Source organism: Micropruina sp. (assembly GCF_047606365.1).
Taxonomy (GTDB): domain Bacteria; phylum Actinomycetota; class Actinomycetes; order Propionibacteriales; family Propionibacteriaceae; genus Micropruina.
Genome location: NZ_JASGEN010000093.1, coordinates 1 through 20,084 on the forward strand (window position 1 = coordinate 1; position 20,084 = coordinate 20,084).

Sequence of the window (20,084 nt, forward strand, 5' to 3'; positions counted from 1 at the left end):
CTGCACATCGCGGAAGTACTCCGCCATGGTGAGCGCCGACAGCGCCACCCGCAGCCGGGTGCCCGGCGGCTCGTCCATCTGACCGAAGACCAGGGCGGTGTCCTTCATGACGCCGGCCTCGATCATCTCGTGGATCAGGTCGTTGCCCTCACGGGTCCGCTCCCCCACGCCGGCGAACACCGAGGTGCCACCGAAGTTGTGCGCGATCCGGTAGATCATCTCCTGGATGAGCACCGTCTTGCCCACGCCGGCGCCGCCGAACAGGCCGATCTTGCCGCCGGCCACGTACGGGGTCAGCAGGTCGAGCACCTTGATGCCGGTCTCGAGCATCTCGGTCTTGGGCTCGAGCGCGTCGAACTTCGGCGCCGGACGGTGGATCGGCCACCGCTCGGTGACCTCGACGGTGCTGTTGTCCTCGTTGAGGCAGGTGCCGGTCACGTCCCACACCCGGCCCTTGGTGACGTCGCCCACCGGCACCGAGATCGGCGCACCGGTGTCGACCACGCGGGCGCCGCGGCGCATGCCGTCGGTCGGCTTCAGCGAGATCGCGCGGACCATGTTGTCGCCCACGTGCAGGGCGACCTCGGCGTAGATGGTGCGGGTCTGCTCACCGGCCTCGATGTCGATCAGCAGGGCGTTGTAGATGTCGGGCATCTGGTCGGCGGGGAACTCCACGTCGACGACCGGGCCGATCACCCGGGCCACCCGGCCGATGGCGCCCTCGGCGCCTTCGGTGGCGGTGTTGCTGTCCAGTGTCACGGTCATTGATCCACTCTCGTCTCGTGCCCTAGTCCTGGGCGGCCGCATCGGCGAGCGCACCCGCGCCACCGACGATTTCACTGATTTCCTGGGTGATCTCCGCCTGGCGGGCCTGGTTGGCCTCACGGGTCAGGCGCTCGATCAGCTGCTTGGCGTTGTCGGTGGCCGACTTCATGGCGCGCTGCTGGCTGGCCAGCTGGGACGCCGTCGACTGCAGCAGGTAGAACCACACCCGGCTGCGGACGTACATCGGCAGCAGCGTGTCCAGCACCGTCTCGGGATCGGGCTCGAACTCGTACAACGGCAGCAGTTCGCCCTCGCCGGGCTCGTGCACGCCCTCCACGATCTCCATCGGGAGCAGGCGACGGGCCCGCACCTCCTGGTTGATCATCGAGTTCATCCGGGTGTAGACGCCGTAGATCGCGTCGACGCCGCCCTCTTCATAGGGACGCAGGAAGTCGTCGATCAGCGCGTCCGCGATCTCCTGAGCCTTGTCGAAGGTCGGCGCATCGGAGATGCCCTCCCACGACCGCCGGATCGGCAGATTGCGGAACTTCATGTAGGCGATGCCCTTGCGGCCCACCGCGTACCGGACGACCTCGACGCCCTCACGCTCCAGCCGCTCGCGCAGCCGGGCCGCGGTCTTGATCGCGTTCGCCGAATAGGCGCCGTTCATGCCCCGGTCGGAGGTGATCACCAGCATCGCCGCCCGGCGGACCTTCGGCCGCGCCTCGGTCAACGGATGCGGGTCGTGCGAATAGGTCGACACCGCCGACACCGCGCGGATCAGCTCGGTGATGAACGGCTCGCCCGCCTGGGCGGCCCGCTGTGCCTTGATGATCCGGGAGGCCGCGATCAACTCCATCGCCCGGGTGATCTTCTGAGTGGCTGCGACCGACTTTCGGCGCTGTCGCAGCTCACGCAAGCTCGCAGGCATCGGTCAGTCCTTCTTGGTCTGGATCGTCTCCACACCGATCTCGGAGTCGGACAACGGCTTCTGCCCGCGCTCCTCGGCAGCCACCCGCTCGCCACCGGAGGTGCGGAACTGCTGCTTGAAGTCGGCGATCGCCTTGGCCACCGCGTTGGCGGTGTCGTCGTCCCAGCCGCCGGTCTCGGCGATGGTGGTGAGGATGTCGGTGTTGCGCCGCAGGTACTCGAGGAGCTCGCTCTCGAACCGCAGCACGTCGCTGACCGGAACATCGTCGAAGTGACCGTTGGTGCCCGCCCAGACGCTGACCACCTGGTCCTCGACCGGGAACGGCGAGTACTGCGGCTGCCGGAGCAGCTCGGTGAGCCGCGCACCGCGCTCCAGCTGGCGCCGCGAGGTGGCGTCCAGGTCGGAGGCGAACATCGCGAACGCCTGCATGTCGCGGTACTGCGCCAGGCCGATCTTCAGCGTGCCGGACACCTTCTTCATCGCCTTGACCTGGGCGTCGCCGCCGACTCGGGAGACCGAGATGCCGACGTCGATGGCAGGACGCTGGTTGGCGTTGAACAGGTCGGACTGCAGGAAGATCTGGCCGTCGGTGATCGAGATCACGTTGGTCGGAATGTAGGCCGAAACGTCATTGGCCTTGGTCTCGATCACCGGCAGGCCGGTCATCGAACCGGCGCCCAGCTCGTCGGACAGCTTGGCGCAGCGCTCGAGCAGACGGGAGTGCAGGTAGAACACGTCACCGGGGTAGGCCTCGCGGCCCGGCGGACGACGCAGCAGCAGCGACATGGCGCGGTAGGCCTCGGCCTGCTTGGTCAGGTCGTCGAAGACGATGAGGACGTGCTTGCCGTTGTACATCCAGTGCTGGCCGATGGCCGAGCCGGTGTACGGCGCGATGTACTTGAAGCCGGCCGGATCGGACGCCGGGGCGTGCACGATCGTGGTGTACTCCATTGCGCCGGCGTCCTCGAGCACCCGCTTGAGCGCGGCGATGGTGGAGCCCTTCTGGCCGATCGCCACGTAGATGCAGCGCACCTGCTTGGACGGGTCGCCGGTCTCCCAGAACGCCTTCTGGTTGATGATCGTGTCGATCGCGATCGCGGTCTTGCCGGTCTTGCGGTCGCCGATGATCAGCTGACGCTGACCGCGGCCGATCGGGGTCATCGAGTCGATCGCCTTGATGCCGGTCTGCAGTGGCTCGGAGACACTCTGCCGGTCCATCACGCCGGCGGCCTGCAGCTCGAGAGCACGCCGGCCCTCGATGCCGTTGAGCTCGCCGAGCCCGTCGATCGGGTTGCCCATCGCGTCGACGACCCGGCCCAGGTAGCCGTCACCGACCGGCACGGACAGGATGTCGCCGGTGCGCTTGACGGTCTGGCCCTCTTCGATGCCCTCGGAGTCGCCCAGCACGACGACACCGATCTCACGGACGTCGAGGTTCAGCGCGATGCCCTTGGTGCCGTTCTCGAACTCCAGCAACTCATTGGCCATGGCCGACGGCAGGCCCTCCACCTTGGCGATGCCGTCGCCGGAGACCACGACGGTGCCCAGCTCTTCGCGGCTCGCTGCCTCGGTGGAGAAGTTCGTCACGAACTTCTCCAGGGCTTCTCGGATCTCGTCGGGACGAATTGTCAGTTCCGCCATTATTGGTCCTTGTCCTGTGTTCGTTGCTGGGGGATATGTCAATCAGCCGAGCTGTTGGTGCGCGTCGTGGAGCCGGCCGGCGACGGTGCCATCGATGATCTCGTCGCCCACGGTGACCTGGACGCCGCCGATCACCTCGGGGTCGACCACCACCTGCAGGCTGACGTCACGGCCGAGCTGACGTCCGAGGATGGACGCGAGCCGGTCGTGCTGCTCCTGGGTGAGCGGGCGGGCCACCAGTACGTGCGCCAGCGCGCGCTGCCGCAGAGCGGCGGCCAGGGTGAGGTAGCTGCCGACGGTCAGCTCGAAGCTGTTCGACCGGGCGGCCACCGCACGCTTGGCGAGGAAGGTGGTCACCGCGTCGGCGCGGCCACGCAGCAGGTCGTCGACCAGCTGTTGACGCGCGTCCAGCGGCGCGGACCGGTCGCTGATCGCCGCCCGGAGCGCCGGGTCGGCCGCGACCAGCCGTTCGAAGCGGAACAGCTCGTCCTCGACCGCGTCCAGGGTGCCGGCGAGCTGAGCGCTGCTCAGCGCCGCACGGATGCCCTGGCGTTCCAGGGAGGCCGCCAGCGCCGACGGGCTACCCGAGCGCTGCCCGACCGCGGCGTGCAGCACCGTGCGAGCAGCTTCGGAGAGCCGGGAACCGAACAGCGCCTGCAGCAGGCTCTCACGCGCCTCGGGCTCGGCACCCGGGTCGGTCAGTGCTCGCCGCAGCGCGGGCTGCCGGTCGAGCAGATCCACCAGGGCGAACAGCTCTTCGGAGAGGTCCGGCGTGACCTGGACCGAGTCCAGAACCCGGTCCAGCTCGCTCAGCCGCTCCTGCTGGATGCTGCTCATACCCGCTCCGCGTCGGATGCCTCAAGGTCGGCGATGAACCGATCGACCGTGCGCCGGGCACGCTCGTCGTCGTCCAGCGACTCGCCGACGATCTTGCCGGCCAGGTTGGTCGCCAGCCCGCCGATCTCGCCGCGGAGTTGCTGGACGGCTTGCACCCGCTCGGCCTCGATCTGAGCCTTGGCCTGGGCGATCAGCCGATCGGCCTCTTCCTGGGCCTTGGTGCGCATCTCGGCGAGGATCTGCGCACCCTGGGCCTTGGCCTCTTCGCGGATGCTGCTGGCCTCGTCGCGAGCGCCTGCCAGCTGCTGGCGGTACTCCTCGAGCGCTGCGGCGGCTTCGGCCTGGGCGGCCTCGGCCTTCTCGATCCCGCCCTGGATGGCTGCGGAGCGCTCCTGGTACGTCTTCTCGAACGCGGGGACGACCTTCTTGGCCATCACGATCCAGATGACGATGAAGAGCACGATGCCCGCGATGAACTCGGGGAACGCCGGCAGCAGCGGCCCCAGGTCGATCTCCAGAATCGTGGTCATCGGAATGGGTCCGATCACTGAATGGCGAACGCGAGCGCGATGCCGATGATGGCGAGCGCCTCAACCACGGCGAAGCCGATCCAGGCGGTGCTCATCAGCGCGCCGCGGGCCTCGGGCTGGCGGGCGGTGCCGTTGATGACGGCCGCGAACACCATGGCGACGCCGATGCCCGGGCCGATGGTGGCCAGGCCGTAGCCGATCATGTTGAGCGAACCGGTGATCTCCATGATGGGGAGCATTACGTTTCCTTTCGGAGGGTTGTCAGTGGGTCGGGGTCAGTGGTCTTCGGCAAGGGATGAGGCGACATACTGCGCGGTGAGCACCGTGAAGATGTACGCCTGCAGGACGCCCACGAAGATCTCGAGGGCGAAAATCGGGAAGGCCATCAGCAGCGACGCGCCGCCGGCAATCTGGTAGACGACGCTCGTCTGCTCCAACAGCAGGGTGCCGCCCACTACGAACACGATCACGACCAGGTGGCCGGCGAACAGGTTCGCGAAGAGTCGCAGGGCCAGGGTGACCGGCCGGACGATGAAGTTCGAGAGGATCTCGAGCGGAATGATGATGACGTACAGCGGCCCGGGCACGCCCTTGGGCATCGTCATCAGCCTCAAGTAGCCGCCGAGTCCGTGCTTGGCGATGCCGACGCCGTTGTAGAGCAGCCAGGACAACAGCGCCAGGGCGTAGGCGTAGCCGACCCTGGAGAAGGTCGGGAACATGGTCAGGAAGAACTGCCCGAACAGGTTGTTCACCAGGATGAACGAGAACAGCCCGATCAGGTACGGAGTGAACTTGCGGTAGTCGGGGCCGAGCGCTTCACGTCCGATGCCGTTGCGCACCATGTTGTAAAGCTGCTCGCCGACCCACTGCTTAAAGCCCGGGACGACCTTCTGGTCCTTGGCGAACCACAGCCAGACCAGGATCACCAGGATCGTGCCGATCACCGCCTGCAACAGGTAGGTGTTCACCCAGTCCATGCCGGCGTCGGGAAACAGCGGCTTGGGGTCGAAACTATGCACCCCGGGCGGCCAGTGGTGGAGGTCGTCCTCGCCACCGCCCTCCATCGGGATGATCAGGCCGAGCGGGCCCATCGCACCTCCTGGTTCGACATCACGGTCGTCCGTACCTTTGCACCACCATGTAGATTCCAGCCGCCATACCGACCACGATGCCAATCACCATCCACAACGGAGATGACTGCAACCACTGATCGGCGAGCCAGCCGAGAAAGCCGTAGAAGAGCGGACCGGACAACAGATAGCTCAGGACCCGGAGACCCTGATCAATGCCGTTGCCGCCCTCCATGACTTCGCTGACTCTAGCAGTTATCAGCTGGCCAGAGCCAACGCACAACGCCCTAGCGGGGGTCGTCTTGAGACGGATCGAAGACCGGAATTCGAAGCCGGGAGAAGGTCCAGATCTCGGCCGCCAGCCAGCCCAATACCACGACGATGGCGGTCACCGCGACCGCCACGCGGTCCATCTGGGCGAGTCGTTCGGGATCTTGCGAGATGAGCAGCAGCGCCAACGCCGGCAGGCCGACGCGGAAGGCGTACGAGCCGAGCGCGGCGGTCATCACGATCTGCGGCGCCGCGTCCGCCACCCAGATCTGGACCAGTTGACCCAGTCCGAAGAAGGCCAGCACGGCCAGCGCGGTGAGTGCCGAGGAGGCCAGCGAGGACGGCCCCCGGACGAAATACAGCACCCCGATCACGATCAGCGCCGCCGCATGACCGCCCATCGCACCGCCGGCCAGCAACTGGCGGGCGCGCAGCACGTTGGGGCTGGCGGGAGCGCGCTCAGGCCGTGCCACGACGCACCGGCTTCCAGGTCAGCCAGGCGGCGATGGCGATCCCGGCGATCAGCCCGACCACCGCCCAGGCGGTCGAGGTCATCCCGATCACCACCGCACCGAAGGCAAGCAGCGCCGTCCACAGCCACAGCAGCGCCACCGCACGACGATGGCTGTGCCCGAGTTCGAGCATCCGGTGGTGCAGGTGCTGCTTGTCGGCCTGGAACCACAGCCGTCCGGCGATCGTGCGCCGCACATAGGCCAGGATCAGGTCGCCCAGCGGCAGCGCCATCACCGCGAACGGCAGGATCAGCGGCAGGTAGGCGTTGAGCGCCAGGCCCGAGCCCTCCACGGCGATCTGGGACGGATCCAGCTGCCCGGTGAGGCTGATCACCGAGGTGGACATCAGGAAGCCCAGCAGCATCGAGCCGGAGTCACCCATGAACATCCGTGCGGCGTGCACGTTGTAGGGCAGGAAGCCCAGGCAGACGCCGACGGTGACCACGGTGACCAGGCTGGCTGTGGTGGCCCGGACCAGCTCCTGCTCGTAGCTCAGCCAGTAGGCGTAGGTGAAGAAGGCCAGCGAGCCGATCGCCACCACGCCGGCGGCCAGCCCGTCCAGGCCGTCGATCAGGTTGATCGCATTGACGCACAGGAAGATCAGAATGACGGCCAGCGCGATCGAGGTGGCGTCATCGAGGCTGATGATGGTGCCCGGCAGCGGGATCCAGTAGACCTTCACGCCGTTGAGCACGACGATGCCGGCGGCCAGGATCTGGCCGGCGATTTTGGCCAGCGCGTTGAGGTCGAATTTGTCGTCGATCACACCGACCGCGCAGATCACCAGCGAACCGAGGAAGACGGCACGGGTGTCGTGCTCGACCAGGTCGAAGCGGCCCAGCCAGGGCAGCTGGGAAGCCACCAGGAACGCCGCCGCCACCCCGCACAGCATCGCGATGCCGCCGAAGTACGGGATCGGGCGGGTGTGCACGTCACGGTCGCGGACGATCGCCACCGCGTTGTACCGGAACGCCAGCCGGCGGCACAGCCCGGCCAGCAGGTAGGTCACCCCCGCCGCGATCAGCAGGACCAGAGCATACTCACGCATCGTCGCCGAACAGTCCGGGGACGGCGGCCTCGAGCTGCTCGCGGGTCAGCCGGCCCTCGCGCAGGATGCGCGGCTCTCCGGTCAGGTCGACGATGGTGGACGGCACCGGCGCGCCCGCCGGGCCGGCGTCCAGGTAGACCGCGACCTCGTCGCCGAGCTGCTCGATCGCCTCGTCGATGGTGGTGGCAGCCGGACGTCCGCTGACGTTCGCGCTGGACACCGCCAGTGGGCCGGTGTGCCGCAGCAGGGCCCGGGTGAAGGCGTGATCGGGCACCCGGACGGCCAGCGTCGCCCCCCGGTCGCCCAGGTCGAGCCGCAGATCGGGGTGCGCGGTGACCACCACGGTGAGTGCGCCCGGCCAGAACGCCTTGGCCAGGGCGAGCCCGTCGGCGGTCAGCCCGGTGGCCAGCGAGCGCAGCATGGACGGCTCAGCGATCAGCACCGGCGGCGGCATGTCGCGACCGCGCTGCTTGGCGTCCAGCAGGCCCTGCACGGCGGCGGGGTCGAAGGCGTTGGCACCGATGCCGTACACGGTGTCGGTGGGCAGCACGATGCAGCGGCCCGCGGTGACCGCGGCTGCGGCGGCGGCCAGCGCCTGGTCGGACTCGGTGTCGCAATCGAAGCGCTGCAGGGCGTCCGGCTCGTTCACGAGGGCCATCCTGCCACCGTCGCGACACGGCGCGCGGTCACGAACCGCGGGCGGTCGGTGAGATCACGGTGGTCGCGCACCTGATCGAAGCCGCCGTGACCGACGAACACGGCCGGTGCCGACTCGCCCTGCACCTCGGCGTGCTCGGCACACACCCAGCCGCCGGGACGCAGCAGGCGGGCCGCCACCCCGGTCAGCACGCGCATCGCGTCCAGGCCGTCCTGGCCCGAGAACAGCGCCAGCGTGGGCTCGTGCTCGCGCACCTCGGCGGGGATGCCGTCGTAGGCCTCCAGCGGCACATACGGCGGGTTGGCGATCACCAGATCGACGGTGCCGTCCAGCTCGGGCAGCGCGTCGGCCATGTCGGCCTGGATCAGCTCGACGCCGGTACCGGCCAGGTTGCGCGCCGCGTAGCCGACCGCGTCCTCGCTCAGTTCGACGGCGTACTGGCGGGCGCTCGGGTATTCGTCGGCGATGGCCAGTGAGATGGCGCCGGAGCCGGCGCACAACTCGACAACCAGCGGCGACTCCCCCACCTCCGCCAGCCGGTCCAGCGCCCAGCCGGTCATCACCTCGGTTTCCGGACGCGGGATGAACACCCCCGGGCCGACCGCGACATCCACGTGCCGAAACGGTGCCCGTCCGGTCAGGTACTGCACCGGGATGCCGGCCTCACGGCGGGTGAGCAACTGCTCGAAACCGTCGACCGCGTCGGTGTCGAGATCACCGAGCGTGAGCAGCTTGCCGGCCGGGACGCCGAGGGCGTGGGCGAGCAGCAGACGCGCTTCGGCGTCCGGGACGCGGCGGCTGGCGTCGCGCAGCACCCGGCCGGCCGAGGTCATCCGATGCCTTCCAGCCGCTCGGCCAGATCGGCGGCCTGCAGCGCTTCGATCACGCCGCCCAGGTTGCCGGCCAGCACCGAGTCGAGGTTGTAGGCCTTGTAGCCGATCCGGTGGTCGGCGATCCGGTTCTCGCCGAAGTTGTAGGTGCGGATCCGTTCCGAGCGGTCGACGGTGCGCACCTGCGAGCGACGCGCCGCGGACGCCTCGGCCGCGGCTGCCTCTTCGGCGGCGGCGACCAGCCGGGCGCGCAGCATGCGCATCGCCGACTCCTTGTTCTGCAGCTGGGAGCGCTCGTTCTGGCAGCTGACCACGATGCCGGTCGGCAGGTGGGTGATCCGGACGGCCGAGTCGGTGGTGTTGACGCCCTGGCCGCCGGGGCCGGAGCTGCGGTAGACGTCGATCCGCAGGTCGTCGGGATCGATGTCGACCTCGGTCTCTTCGGCCTCGGGCATCACCAGGACGCCGGCCGCGGAGGTGTGCACCCGGCCCTGGGTCTCGGTCACCGGCACCCGCTGCACGCGGTGCACGCCGCCCTCGAACTTCAGCACGCCGTAGGGGAAGTTGTCCGGATCGGTGCCCTTGGCCTTGATCGCCAGGGTGATCGACTTGAAACCGCCCAGGTCGGTCTCCTGGCTGTCCAGCACCTCGACCGTCCAGCCACGGGACTCTGCGTAACGGGTGTACATCCGGAACAGGTCGGCGGCGAACAGCGCCGACTCCTCGCCACCCTCGCCGGACTTGATCTCCATCAGCGCGTCGGAGGAGTCGTGCGGGTCGCGCGGCGCCAGCAACCGGGTGAGCCGTTCGGTGACCTCGGCCAGCTGCTGATCAAGGGTCTCGGCCTCCTCGGCGAAGGAGGGATCGTCGGCGGCGAGCTCGCGGGCGGCGGCCAGGTCATCGGTGAGCCGGTCGTAGGCGTCCAGGCCCTTCACGATGGGGGTCAGCTCGGCGTAGCGGCGTCCGGTCTTGCGGGCCAGCGCCAGATCGGCATGGGTGGCCGGGTCAGCGAGCCGCTGTTCCAGCTCGGCGAACTCGGCGCGCAGGCCGTCAGCTGCCTCGAACATTCACTGACGCCTTCCTGATCGACGATGGGCACGGACATGCCCGGGGACGGCGAAACGCCGGAGCCCGATGGGCTCCGGCGCTGCCGTGAATCACTTGCCGGCCGGCTTCTTGGCGTAGCGCCGCTCGAACCGGGCCACGCGGCCGCCGGTGTCGAGGATCTTCTGCTTGCCGGTGTAGAACGGGTGGCAGGCCGCACAGACCTCGGCGTGGATCACGCCGTTCTTGGCGGTGCTGCGGGTGGCGAAGGTGTTGCCACAGCTGCAGGTCACCTGGGTCACCTGGTAGTCGGGATGAATTCCCTGCTTCATGATCGAGCTCCTCATTCTGCGCCGGGTCGCCTGGATGGAAGTGGGGCTGATCGGGCCCGTGGCGTGAACCGGCAACGACCGTCCATTCTGCCCGATTGGGCTGGACATCGGCAAAACGCCACGATCGCGCGGATCATTCCCGGGTGTTCCGGACGGCGGGCAGGGTAGCCGCGGACGTTCCGGCGGCCGCGGCGCGGGCTGGTGCCACGGAACCGCCCCGACATCCGCCAGGGCCTAGGCTGCCCGGCATGGGACACGTCGAACTTTCGGGGGTCGGCTACGACCTGCCGGACGGGCGTCCGTTGCTGCGGGACATCTCGTTCCGGGTCGGTGACGGTGCCGTGGTGGCCCTGGTCGGCGCCAACGGGGCAGGCAAGACGACCCTGCTGCGGATCGTCGCCGGCGACCTGGCCGCCACCGACGGTTCGATCTCGCGGTCCGGCGGGCTGGGCGTGATGCGCCAGTTCATCGGCGGCCTGCGCGACGGCAGCGCCGTCCGGGATCTGTTGTTCTCGCTGTCGCCACCGCGGATCGCCGAGGCGGCTGCCGCGGTGGACGCCCTCGAATTGGCGCTGATGGACGACGATTCGGAGCCGGTCCAGCTGGCCTACGCCGATGCCCTGGCCGAGTACGCCGACGCCGGCGGCTACGACCAGGAGGTGGTCTTCGACGCCTGCTGCCAGGAGGCGCTGGGCGTCGGCTACGAGCAGGCCAAGTGGCGCGAGGTGAACACGCTGTCCGGTGGCGAACAGAAGCGGCTGGCGCTGGAGGTGCTACTGCGCGGCCCGGACGAGATGCTGCTGCTCGACGAACCGGACAACTATCTGGACGTGCCCGGCAAGCGCTGGCTCGAGGAACAGCTGCGGGCCACCGCCAAGACGGTGCTGCTGGTCAGCCACGACCGCGAGCTGCTTGCCCGCAGCGCCACCCAGATCGCCTCGCTGGAGCTCGGCGCCGCCGGCAACACACTGTGGGTGCACGGGAAGGGTTTCGCGACGTTCGCCCAAGCCCGCCGGGAGCGGTTCGCCCGGTTCGAGGAGCTGCGCCGCCGGTGGGACGAGGAGCACGCGAAGCTGCGTGCGCTGATGCTGATGTACAAGCAGAAGGCGGCGTTCAACTCCGACATGGCCTCGCGCTATCAGTCGGCCTGCACCCGGCTGGAACGGTTCGAGAAGGCCGGTCCCCCGCAGGCCGTCCCGATCCGCCAGCAGGTGACGATGCGACTGACCGGTGGCCGCACCGGACGCCGCGCGGTGGTCGTCGAGGACCTGGAACTGACCGGCCTGATGCGGCCGTTCAGCACCGAGATCTGGTACGGCGACCGGGTCGCGGTGCTCGGCTCGAACGGCTCGGGCAAGTCGCACTTCCTGCGGCTGCTCGCCCGGGGCGGTTCCTCGCCCGACGCCGGCAACACCTCGGTGGACGCGGCGCTGATCGAGCCGGTGACGTTCACCGGCGTGGCCCGGCTCGGCGCCCGGGTGCGTCCGGGCTGGTTCGCGCAGACCCATGCCCACCCGGAGCTGACCGGACGGACGCTGCTGGAGATCCTGCATCGGGGCGACGACCACCGCGACGGGATGGGCCGCGAGCCGGCGTCCCGGGCGTTGGATCGCTACGAGCTGGCCGCGGCCGCCGAGCAACGCTACGAGACGCTGTCGGGCGGGCAGCAGGCCCGGCTGCAGATCCTGCTGCTGCAGCTGGCCGGGGCGACCCTGTTACTGCTCGACGAACCCACCGACAACCTTGACCTGGAATCGGCGGAGGCTCTCGAAGCGGGGCTGGACGCCTTCGACGGCACGGTGCTCGCGGTCACCCACGACCGTTGGTTCGCCCGCCGGTTCGACCGGTTCCTGGTGTTCGGCGCCGACGGTTCGGTGTACGAATCGGACCAGCCGGTCTGGGACGAGAGCCGCGTCGTCCGGGCGCGTTGAGGCCGCCGGTCGCGAGATCCCGGATCAAGTCCGGGATGACGGTGTTGCCGTTGGTCGAGCTTGTCGAGACCCGGCCGCCTACCGTCATCCCGGGCTTGCCCCGGGATCTCGCCCGCGCTGCCGGTTGGGCAGTCCAAAGCCCTAGTCAGCGCGCTGCTGTCAGAGGTCTCGACAAGCTCGACCGGCGGTGGGGCGACTCAAGGCACGTCGCCGGCCAACTCCACCGGCAGCGGGTCGGCGTGCACGACCTGCAGGCCGCTGACGGCCCTGGTCAGGCACACATAGAGCCGGCGTAAGCCGGTGGTCCGGTCGGGTTCGGCGGCGACGATCGCGGACGGCTCGAACAGCACCACCTGGTCGAACTCCAAACCCTTGGCGAGGCCGGCCGGCACCACGTCCAGGCGGTGGTCGAAGTCCTCGTCGGGCTCCTCCCCCAGCACGCCGAACTCGATGCCCGCGTCGTCCAGGACGTCGATCGTCTCGGTGAGCTGATCGTCGGCGACGATGACGCCCACGGTGCCTTCCCGGCGCAGCGCGTCCGTCGCGGCCCTCGCCAGCGCGTCCAGGCTGCCGGGAACGAGACGGAAGTCGCCGGCCGAGCGCCGCACCGAGTGGGGCGGCGTCAGGCTGGGGGCGATCGCGGGCAGCAGCCGGGCCGCGTAGGAGATCACCGAGCGGGGCACCCGGAAGCCGGCAACCAGTTCGGTGACCGTGCTGTCGGGTTTGCCCAGGTGGGCCAGTGAATCGGTCCAGCTGGTGGTGGCGTAGGCGGTGGTGGCCTGGGCCAGGTCGCCCAGCACGGTGACCGAGCCGGTGCTGGCTCGCCGTCCGAGGGCCCGCAGTGCCATCGCGGAGTGGTCCTGTGCCTCGTCGACGATCAGGTGGCCGAGGCTGGGCGTCCGGTTCAGCAGGTCGGCCACCTCGTCCACCAGCACCAGATCGGCCAGGCTCGGACGCCAGGCGGCGACGCTGCGCGGGGTCTTGATGCCGCGTCCGCGTGGTAGCTGGAGCAGCTGCTGTTCGTCGGCGTCGAGCAACCCGTCGGCATGAACGGCCAGGAACTCGGCGTCGCTGACCAGGCGAAACACCAGCTTGACCGCGTCCAGCGCGGGCCAGTGCGCATCCACGTAGGCCTTCACCGGACGAGAGCGGGCCACGGTGTTCTGCACCCGGTCGTCGGGCGTCTCGCCGGAGGCCTCCATCCGCAGCAGCACCTGGTGGGCGAGCCGCTGGGCGAGCATCTCGCGTCCCGCCGCGTACCGGACGCCGCGTCCGCGCAGCTCGTCGATCACCGCGGCACAGCGATGCGCGGGAATACGCCACTGGGCGGAACCCCGGGGCACCACCAGCGTCTCGGTCGGCTGCACGATGGAGTCCCAGACCGCGCGGCGCAGCACGTCAGCCATCCGCGGGTCACCCTTCAGCACCGCGACGGCTGCCTCGTCGGTACCTGCGACGGGGCGTCCGGCAGAGCGGGTGACGAGCGATTCGAGGGTTTCCTGGACGGCGTCGATCTCACCCAGCGCGGGCAGCACGTCGGCGATGTAGGACAGGAAGGACGAGTTAGGTCCGACCACCATCACCCCGCTGCGGCTGAGCTGGTCGCGATGCGCGTAGAGCAGGTAGGCCGCGCGGTGCAGCCCGACCGCTGTCTTGCCGGTGCCGGGCGCCCCCTGCACCACCACCGACTGTTCCAGCGGGGCGCGGACGATCAGGTCCTGCTCGGGCTGGATGGTGGCGACGATGTCACGCATCGGCCCGGTGCGGGGGCGTTCGATCTCGGATTCGAGGATGTCGGAATGCCCGAACGCCTCGTCGCCGCCGGCCGCGGCCAGATCCTCGTCCTCGTGGGCGGTGATCTCACCGTGCTGGAAGCCGAAGCGGCGGCGCAGCGCCACCCCCATCGGTTCGGTGCGGCTGGCCCGGTAGAAGGGCAGCGACACCGGTGCGCGCCAGTCGTACACCATGGGCTCGCTGCCCATCTCGCGGGTGACGTGCAGGCGTCCGATCCAGCAGTCCTCGTTCTCGTCGGCCCCGGCGTGGGTGCGGTAGTCGATGCGTCCGAAGAACAGCGGGGTGTCCGGATCGTCGCGCAGCGCCATCATCCGCCGGTAGAGCGCCTGCTTCAGGTACTCCCCCGACAGCCGGTCGCCTGCCAGCGCCTCCAACGACGCCGTGTGCTCCCGCATCTCGCGCAGCGCGGTCCGGGACTCAATCAGGTGTTCCCGGGCTTCGGTCAGGGCATCGGTCGTGGGCATGACAAGACCTCCGGAGTCGTGGGGCAGCCGGTCAGCTTAACCCCACGTCCGTCCAGAACCCAAAGCTCTCCCTCGGGACCGGCCGGCACCCGAAAGCCCTCCCTAACTAGTTCTGCCCTCCCGCATGCGGGAGGGCAGAACTAGTTAGGGAGGGCTTTACCGGGTCCGGGCTAGGGACGACGGGACACCACCGGTCAGTTCTGGGACGGGGTGGTCCGGGTGACCTGGATCAGGAACTCGCGGTTCGACTCGGTCTTGCGCATCCGGGAGAGCAGGGTCTCCAGGGCGGCCTGCGGGTCGAGGCTGGACAGCACCCGGCGCAGCTTCCAGATAATCTGCAGCTCCTCGCGGGTGAAAAGCATCTCTTCCCGTCGAGTACCGGACGCCGCGACGTCGATCGCCGGGAAGACTCGCTTGTCGGCCAGATCACGACGCAGCCGCAGCTCCATGTTGCCGGTGCCCTTGAACTCCTCGAAGATCACTTCGTCCATCTTGGAGCCGGTCTCGATCAGCGCGGTGGCCAGGATGGTCAGCGAGCCGCCGTCCTCGATGTTCCGGGCGGCACCGAAGAACTTCTTCGGCGGGTACAGCGCCGCGGAGTCGACACCACCGGACAGGATGCGTCCGGACGCCGGCGCGGCCAGGTTGTAGGCCCGGCCCAACCGGGTGATGCCGTCGAGCAGGATCACCACGTCCTTGCCCAACTCGACCAGGCGCTTGGCCCGCTCGATGGCCAGCTCGGCGATCGTGGTGTGGTCGTCGGCCGGACGGTCGAAGGTCGAGGCGATGACCTCGCCGTTGACCGAGCGCTGGAAGTCGGTGACCTCCTCGGGACGCTCGTCGACCAGCACCACCATCAGGTGCACCTCGGGGTTATTGGTGGTGATGGCGTTGGCGATCGCCTGCATGATCAGCGTCTTGCCGGCCTTCGGCGGCGACACGATCAGACCACGCTGACCCTTGCCGACCGGCGAGACCAGGTCGATGATTCGGCCGGTCATGCCGACGGCCGAGGTCTCCAGCTTGAGCCGCTCCTGCGGGTAGAGCGGGGTCAGCTTGCCGAACTCGGGCCGGTCGCGGGACTTCTCGGGCGCGTCCAGGTTGACCGTGTCGATCCGCACCAGCGGGTTGAACTTCTCCTTGCGCTCGCCGTCGCGCGGCTGCCGGATCGCGCCGGTGACGATGTCGCCCTTGCGCAGCCCGTACTTGCGGACCATCGACAGCGACACGTAGGCGTCGTTGGGGCCGGGCAGGTAGCCGGAGGTCCGGACGAACGCATAGTTGTCGAGGACGTCGAGGATGCCGTTGATGTTGAGCAGGACGTCGTCCTCGCCCACATTGGTGTCCACCTCGAGCCCGGCCATCGAGTTCGACCCACCACGGTTGTTGCCGCGCCGGTTCTGCCGATCGCGGTTACGACGGCGGCGGGAGCGGCGTCCGTTGCCGAAATCGTCGTCGTCGCGGGACGACTGCTGCTGGCGATCGTTCTGCTGCGGCCGGGAATCGACCGTGGGCTCGTTGCTGCCGTTGCTGCCGCCCTGGTCGGCGGATTCGCCCGCCTCACCGCCGTTGCGGTTGCGGCGCCGGCGGCCGCGCTCGCCCTGGAGCGCCTCGAGCCGGGCCGCCACATCGTCGGAGGCCTCGCCGTTGGAGGCCTCACCGTTGGAGGAGGCATGCCGGGTCTCGGTCGCGGGAGCGGACGCCTCACTCGCCGGGGCGGGCGCCTGGTTCACCGGCGCGGACGCCTGCGGTGACGAAGCGGAGGTCGAGTCGGCCTGGCCACCCTCGGCGTTGCCGCCGTTGGCCTGCGTGCGCTCCTTGCGGCGCCGCTCAGGCTTCTCGGCGGACGGCGCCTCGGCGGTGGCCGGCGCCTTCGCGGGCGCAGCGGCCGGGGCGCCGCCCTGTGCGCTGCGGATGGCATCGATCAGCTGGCTCTTGCGCATCGCGCCGGTGCCCTTCAGGCCGAGGGAAGCACCGAGCTGCTTCAACTCCGGAAGCAGCATCGTGCTCAGGCCCTTGCTCTTCGCGGGGGCGACGGCTTCGATCGTGTCGGTCACGTGGGTCCTTTCGGGACATCCTCCGTACGGGTGGGTTCACGGACGTACGGACAAGCATGGTGAGGAGTGTGACAACTCCGGGTCAGATCACGGACGTGTTCATCTGCGCGGTGGCCGGTGATGAAGGAAATCCTCGACGAGTGCGATCGTCCGCCCGATCTGTCAGGGGCGACGGCTGAAAACTACAGCGCGTATTCACTGTAGCACTGCCACGCTCGAATACTGACAACGACACCGGCGGCCGGATTGTTCCCCGACCGTCGACATTCAGGCCGCGACGGGTTGCCGCAGTTGCGCCTGCGCGCGGCGTCGCTCCTTGCCCCACGGTGTGAACGCGGCGGCGATCACGCTGGCGGCCAGGATCGCGACGCCGAGGTAGACGCCGAAATTGTCGACCAGCATGAGCAGCGGCGGATAGGTCAACTCGACGTTGTTGTCCCCCGGCAGCAGTTTGAACGGGGCGAACGCCGTCCACACCGAATAGAACAGCCCGGCGACGCGCAGATAGCCCGGCAACCGCCGGTTGCGCAGCAGCACGATGCCGAACGGCACGATCCACACATAGTGGTGCGACCACGAGATCGGTGAGGCGAGCAGGCTGGTCAGGCCGGCCAGGCACAGGGCGAACGGAACCTCGCCGGCCCGGTGCATCAGCACGGCGGCGACCATGCCGAGCACGGCGACCAGCGCGGCCAGCACCAGGCCGCCGCGGCTGGCCTCACCCAGCAGCCGCGTCCAGACGCCCAGCACCGACTGGTTGGTCTTGAACACGATGCCGCTGTTCAACCCGGAATCGCCGGACAGCAGCCGTCCCCAATAGGTGAGCGAGGGACCCCACAACACCACGAAACCGATCAGCGAACAGGCCAGGAAGGTCAGGAAGCTGACGATGCCGGCGCGGCGTTTGCCGGCGAAGAAGTTGTAGACCGCGATCATCGCCGGGGTCAGCTTGACCGCGGTGGCCACACCGGTCAGCCAGCCCTCGGGCAGCAACCGGCGCTTGAAGACGGTCGGGCCGGGCATCGAGTCGAGCACCGCGGCTGCCACCAGGAAGATCGCCACCTGGCCGAAGCCCAGGGTTTCGCGCACCGGTTCGACCAGCCAGATGATCGCGGTGGCGGACATGCTGAGCTGCCATCCGGACAGGCCGAGCCGGTACAGCATCGCCATCAGGCAGGCCACGCACAGCGTCAGCCACGCCACCTGGGCCGCCGCCACCGGCAGCGCCGCGAACGGGACGGCCAGCAGCGCCGGGAACGGCGGATAGATCCAGGGCAGCCAGGCCTCGACGTTGTAGAAGTCCTGCCCGTTCAGCACCAGTTCGCCGGTGCGGCGATAGACGTCCAGGTCGATCATCGCCGGCGCCCAGGGGTAGAGCGTGCCACCGGGAATGGTGGTGGCGCCCGCGTACAGCGCCGCCAGCAGCGGCGCCAGGGAGAGCAGCAGGACGTAGCCGATCCGCGCGGGCAGGCTTTTCACGGGCGCAAGTTAACCACCCGCCGCCGAGGTCGGCCGATTACTCGCCGGGATAGGAGTCGATGTTCCAGATGTTGCCCTCCGGGTCGGCGACGGCGACGCTCCTGCCGCCGTGGTCGGGCTCGGCGATCTCGGTCAACTGCCGCGCACCGACAGCCAGGGCCCGGCTCAGCACGGCGTCCACCTCGTCGTCGGAGGCCACCACCAGGTCGATGCAGGCGCTGCCGGGCGTGGGTCCGATGCCGTCCGGCCGGTCGGAACCGAACATGATCCCGCCGTTGTCGCGCCACTGGTATTGGGCGTGGTGGATCAGGCCCGGTTGCTCGGGGTCACGCACCACCAGGCGTTCGGTGAATCCGAGCGCCTCCACGAAGGCGATCCCGGCCTCACAATCGGTGAAACGAAGACTGGCGAACAGCTGTGGTTTGGTCATGCCACCACTGTGCCCGCCTCAGTCGAGTGGTTCTTGAACGGTTGGGAACTCGGCCAGGGTCGCGCGCGGTGTGACGCCGGCCAGGGCACGCCAGTCGCGGGTCAGATGCGCCTGATCGGCGTAGCCGCACCGGGCGGCGACGTCGGCGAGGCTGGCATTGCGTTGAGCAAGAGCCCGGGCCCGCTCGAATCGGCCGAGGCGGCGGATCGTCCGCGGATCCAGGCCGAACTCGGCGCGAACCTGGTTGAGCAGGTGACGCCGTGACCAGCCCACCTCATCGGCGAGCGCTGCGATGGCGATCGTGCCGCCGGTCAGACGATCCCATGCCCGGGCCAGCTCCGGACGCAGCTCGGCGTCCGCCCCGGCCAGCCGGCGCAGCAGGACTTCCTCGACCAACTCGAAACGGGTGCGCCAGTCAGCTTCCTGGAGACGCTCGTGCAACCCGGCCGGCAGCAACGCCAGGTCGTGCTCGTCGAGCAGTTGGCGGGTGTACTCGCCGGCGGGAGCACCGGTCAGCGCACGCAGCCCGAGCGGCGTGAGCGCCACCTGCAGCCCGACCTGGTGGCCGTGGGTGCGGATCAGTGCGGGGCGGACGTGCAGCCCGCCGATCAGCGTCCAGAACCGGCTGGACGTCTCGTCGTCCAGCCAGCCGCAGTCGAGCGGCTCATCGAGGGCGATCACCACGGTGGCGGACGTCGACGGCAGTCCGCGGTGGACGGCGTCGGCGGGCAGCCGGTAGTCGTATCCGACCAGGCTGGCCACCAACGGCGCCAGTGCCGGATGCAGCGGCCTGCTGAACGTCGGCATCGGCCCAGCCTACGGTCCTGTCCCTACTGGGCAGCCGTTCAGTCCTCCAGCTTCGCCGCGGCCGCGCTGAACTCGGCGCGCAGCTGGTCGTAGTCGGTGGCGACCGGGAACTGCGGGAACTCGGCGATCACGTTGGCCGGCGGCCGGAACAGGATGCCGGCGTCAGCCTCACTGAGCATGTTGGTGTCGTTGTAGGAGTCGCCGGTGGCGATCACCTTGTAGTTCAGCTCGTGGAAGCGGCGGACGGCCTCGCGTTTCTGGTCGGGCATCCGCAGCGTGTAGTCGACGATCCTGTCGTCGGCGATCTCGAGCTTGTGGCACAGCAGCGTCGGGTAACCCAGCTTGGCCATGAACGGCATGCCGAACTCGTAGAACGTGTCGGACAGGATGACCAGCTGGAAGTGCTCGCGCAGCCAACCGACCATCTCCACGGCCCCGGGCATCGGGTCGAGGGTGCCGATCACTCGCTGGATCTCGGTCAGGGTGAGGCCGTGGGAGTCCAGCAGGTCGAGCCGGTACCGCATCAGCGTGTCGTAGTCGGGTTCGTCGCGGGTGGTCCGGCGCAGCCCGTCGATGCCGGTCGCCTCGGCGACGGCGATCCAGACCTCGGGGATCAGTACGCCTTCCAGGTCGAGGCAGGCCAGATGCATGACG

The 20,084-nt window shown here is 69.0% G+C and carries 20 protein-coding genes and 1 pseudogene; 1 reads left to right on the forward strand and 20 read right to left on the reverse strand.

What is annotated here, in order from left to right:
• The 14 genes and pseudogenes from QM624_RS10495 to rpmE form a co-directional block, all read right to left on the reverse strand.
• Positions 1-765 (reverse strand): annotated as a pseudogene (locus QM624_RS10495) (F0F1 ATP synthase subunit beta); the annotation flags it as partial.
• Between the two features lie 22 nt (positions 766-787).
• Positions 788-1,696, reverse strand: coding sequence for a F0F1 ATP synthase subunit gamma (locus tag QM624_RS10500; RefSeq protein WP_415091523.1), 909 nt, complete (start codon positions 1,694-1,696; stop codon positions 788-790).
• A 3-nt stretch (positions 1,697-1,699) separates the two neighbouring features.
• On the reverse strand, positions 1,700-3,337 hold the full coding sequence (gene atpA / locus QM624_RS10505) for a F0F1 ATP synthase subunit alpha (protein WP_415091525.1): 1,638 nt from the start codon (positions 3,335-3,337) through the stop codon (positions 1,700-1,702).
• 42 nt (positions 3,338-3,379) lie between these two features.
• On the reverse strand, positions 3,380-4,174 hold the full coding sequence (locus QM624_RS10510; RefSeq protein WP_415091527.1) for a F0F1 ATP synthase subunit delta: 795 nt from the start codon (positions 4,172-4,174) through the stop codon (positions 3,380-3,382).
• Positions 4,171-4,704 carry a F0F1 ATP synthase subunit B gene (locus QM624_RS10515; RefSeq protein WP_415091529.1) on the reverse strand — a complete coding sequence of 178 codons (534 nt, stop codon included), beginning with the start codon at positions 4,702-4,704 and terminating at the stop codon, positions 4,171-4,173. The genes QM624_RS10510 and QM624_RS10515 overlap by 4 nt, the downstream gene beginning before the upstream one ends.
• A gap of 14 nt (positions 4,705-4,718) precedes the next feature.
• On the reverse strand, positions 4,719-4,943 hold the full coding sequence (atpE, locus tag QM624_RS10520; protein ID WP_298135151.1) for an ATP synthase F0 subunit C: 225 nt from the start codon (positions 4,941-4,943) through the stop codon (positions 4,719-4,721).
• 36 nt (positions 4,944-4,979) lie between these two features.
• Positions 4,980-5,768 carry a F0F1 ATP synthase subunit A gene (atpB, locus tag QM624_RS10525; RefSeq protein ID WP_415091614.1) on the reverse strand — a complete coding sequence of 263 codons (789 nt, stop codon included), beginning with the start codon at positions 5,766-5,768 and terminating at the stop codon, positions 4,980-4,982.
• Positions 5,769-5,814: 46 nt separating this feature from the next.
• Positions 5,815-6,009, reverse strand: coding sequence for an AtpZ/AtpI family protein (locus tag QM624_RS10530; protein WP_415091531.1), 195 nt, complete (start codon positions 6,007-6,009; stop codon positions 5,815-5,817).
• A gap of 52 nt (positions 6,010-6,061) precedes the next feature.
• Entirely contained in the window at positions 6,062-6,517 is a 456-nt protein-coding gene (locus QM624_RS10535) for a hypothetical protein (protein WP_298135146.1), read from the reverse strand.
• Positions 6,504-7,604: an MraY family glycosyltransferase gene (locus QM624_RS10540; protein WP_298135144.1), complete on the reverse strand. Its 1,101-nt coding sequence runs from the start codon at positions 7,602-7,604 to the stop codon at positions 6,504-6,506. Before QM624_RS10540 ends, QM624_RS10535 begins: the two co-directional genes overlap by 14 nt.
• Entirely contained in the window at positions 7,597-8,262 is a 666-nt protein-coding gene (locus QM624_RS10545) for an L-threonylcarbamoyladenylate synthase (RefSeq protein WP_415091534.1), read from the reverse strand. The genes QM624_RS10540 and QM624_RS10545 overlap by 8 nt, the downstream gene beginning before the upstream one ends.
• Complete coding sequence (prmC, locus tag QM624_RS10550; protein WP_415091536.1) at positions 8,250-9,095, reverse strand: peptide chain release factor N(5)-glutamine methyltransferase; 846 nt, start codon at positions 9,093-9,095, stop codon at positions 8,250-8,252. The genes QM624_RS10545 and prmC overlap by 13 nt, the downstream gene beginning before the upstream one ends.
• Positions 9,092-10,159 carry a peptide chain release factor 1 gene (prfA, locus tag QM624_RS10555; protein WP_415091538.1) on the reverse strand — a complete coding sequence of 356 codons (1,068 nt, stop codon included), beginning with the start codon at positions 10,157-10,159 and terminating at the stop codon, positions 9,092-9,094. Before prfA ends, prmC begins: the two co-directional genes overlap by 4 nt.
• A 90-nt stretch (positions 10,160-10,249) precedes the next feature.
• On the reverse strand, positions 10,250-10,468 hold the full coding sequence (gene rpmE / locus QM624_RS10560; RefSeq protein WP_415091540.1) for a 50S ribosomal protein L31: 219 nt from the start codon (positions 10,466-10,468) through the stop codon (positions 10,250-10,252).
• A 248-nt stretch (positions 10,469-10,716) separates the two neighbouring features.
• Between rpmE and QM624_RS10565 the strand changes: the two genes are divergently transcribed.
• On the forward strand, positions 10,717-12,399 hold the full coding sequence (locus QM624_RS10565) for an ABC-F family ATP-binding cassette domain-containing protein (RefSeq protein ID WP_415091542.1): 1,683 nt from the start codon (positions 10,717-10,719) through the stop codon (positions 12,397-12,399).
• A gap of 197 nt (positions 12,400-12,596) precedes the next feature.
• Here QM624_RS10565 and QM624_RS10570 read toward each other — a convergent pair whose 3' ends face one another.
• From QM624_RS10570 to thrH, 6 genes are all read right to left on the reverse strand, one after another.
• Positions 12,597-14,657 (reverse strand): HelD family protein, encoded by a 2,061-nt coding sequence (locus QM624_RS10570; protein WP_415091544.1) that lies wholly within the window; start codon positions 14,655-14,657, stop codon positions 12,597-12,599.
• A 194-nt stretch (positions 14,658-14,851) separates the two neighbouring features.
• Entirely contained in the window at positions 14,852-16,714 is a 1,863-nt protein-coding gene (gene rho, locus QM624_RS10575) for a transcription termination factor Rho (RefSeq protein ID WP_415091546.1), read from the reverse strand.
• A 267-nt stretch (positions 16,715-16,981) separates the two neighbouring features.
• On the reverse strand, positions 16,982-18,193 hold the full coding sequence (locus QM624_RS10580) for a glycosyltransferase 87 family protein (protein WP_415091548.1): 1,212 nt from the start codon (positions 18,191-18,193) through the stop codon (positions 16,982-16,984).
• A gap of 37 nt (positions 18,194-18,230) precedes the next feature.
• Positions 18,231-18,623 carry a VOC family protein gene (locus QM624_RS10585; RefSeq protein ID WP_415091550.1) on the reverse strand — a complete coding sequence of 131 codons (393 nt, stop codon included), beginning with the start codon at positions 18,621-18,623 and terminating at the stop codon, positions 18,231-18,233.
• Positions 18,624-18,641: 18 nt separating this feature from the next.
• Positions 18,642-19,430, reverse strand: a complete 789-nt coding sequence (locus tag QM624_RS10590; RefSeq protein ID WP_415091552.1) for a helix-turn-helix domain-containing protein — start codon at positions 19,428-19,430, stop codon at positions 18,642-18,644.
• A 38-nt stretch (positions 19,431-19,468) separates the two neighbouring features.
• The gene (gene thrH / locus QM624_RS10595; protein ID WP_415091554.1) at positions 19,469-20,080 is read right to left on the reverse strand and encodes a bifunctional phosphoserine phosphatase/homoserine phosphotransferase ThrH; all 612 of its coding nucleotides are present in this window, start codon (positions 20,078-20,080) and stop codon (positions 19,469-19,471) included.
• Between the last annotated feature and the right edge of the window lie 4 nt (positions 20,081-20,084).

Bases quoted from the DNA above. Each gene is read 5' to 3' on its own strand.
- QM624_RS10500 (WP_415091523.1), bottom strand. From the start codon at position 1,696: ATGCCTGCGAGCTTGCGTGAGCTGCGACAGCGCCGAAAGTCGGTCGCA.
- atpA (WP_415091525.1), bottom strand. From the start codon at position 3,337: ATGGCGGAACTGACAATTCGTCCCGACGAGATCCGAGAAGCCCTGGAG.
- QM624_RS10510 (WP_415091527.1), bottom strand. From the start codon at position 4,174: ATGAGCAGCATCCAGCAGGAGCGGCTGAGCGAGCTGGACCGGGTTCTG.
- QM624_RS10515 (WP_415091529.1), bottom strand. From the start codon at position 4,704: ATGACCACGATTCTGGAGATCGACCTGGGGCCGCTGCTGCCGGCGTTC.
- atpE (WP_298135151.1), bottom strand. From the start codon at position 4,943: ATGCTCCCCATCATGGAGATCACCGGTTCGCTCAACATGATCGGCTAC.
- atpB (WP_415091614.1), bottom strand. From the start codon at position 5,768: ATGGAGGGCGGTGGCGAGGACGACCTCCACCACTGGCCGCCCGGGGTG.
- QM624_RS10530 (WP_415091531.1), bottom strand. From the start codon at position 6,009: ATGGAGGGCGGCAACGGCATTGATCAGGGTCTCCGGGTCCTGAGCTAT.
- QM624_RS10540 (WP_298135144.1), bottom strand. From the start codon at position 7,604: ATGCGTGAGTATGCTCTGGTCCTGCTGATCGCGGCGGGGGTGACCTAC.
- QM624_RS10545 (WP_415091534.1), bottom strand. From the start codon at position 8,262: ATGGCCCTCGTGAACGAGCCGGACGCCCTGCAGCGCTTCGATTGCGAC.
- prmC (WP_415091536.1), bottom strand. From the start codon at position 9,095: ATGACCTCGGCCGGCCGGGTGCTGCGCGACGCCAGCCGCCGCGTCCCG.
- prfA (WP_415091538.1), bottom strand. From the start codon at position 10,159: ATGTTCGAGGCAGCTGACGGCCTGCGCGCCGAGTTCGCCGAGCTGGAA.
- rpmE (WP_415091540.1), bottom strand. From the start codon at position 10,468: ATGAAGCAGGGAATTCATCCCGACTACCAGGTGACCCAGGTGACCTGC.
- QM624_RS10565 (WP_415091542.1), top strand. From the start codon at position 10,717: ATGGGACACGTCGAACTTTCGGGGGTCGGCTACGACCTGCCGGACGGG.
- QM624_RS10570 (WP_415091544.1), bottom strand. From the start codon at position 14,657: ATGCCCACGACCGATGCCCTGACCGAAGCCCGGGAACACCTGATTGAG.
- QM624_RS10585 (WP_415091550.1), bottom strand. From the start codon at position 18,623: ATGACCAAACCACAGCTGTTCGCCAGTCTTCGTTTCACCGATTGTGAG.
- QM624_RS10590 (WP_415091552.1), bottom strand. From the start codon at position 19,430: ATGCCGACGTTCAGCAGGCCGCTGCATCCGGCACTGGCGCCGTTGGTG.
- thrH (WP_415091554.1), bottom strand. From the start codon at position 20,080: ATGCATCTGGCCTGCCTCGACCTGGAAGGCGTACTGATCCCCGAGGTC.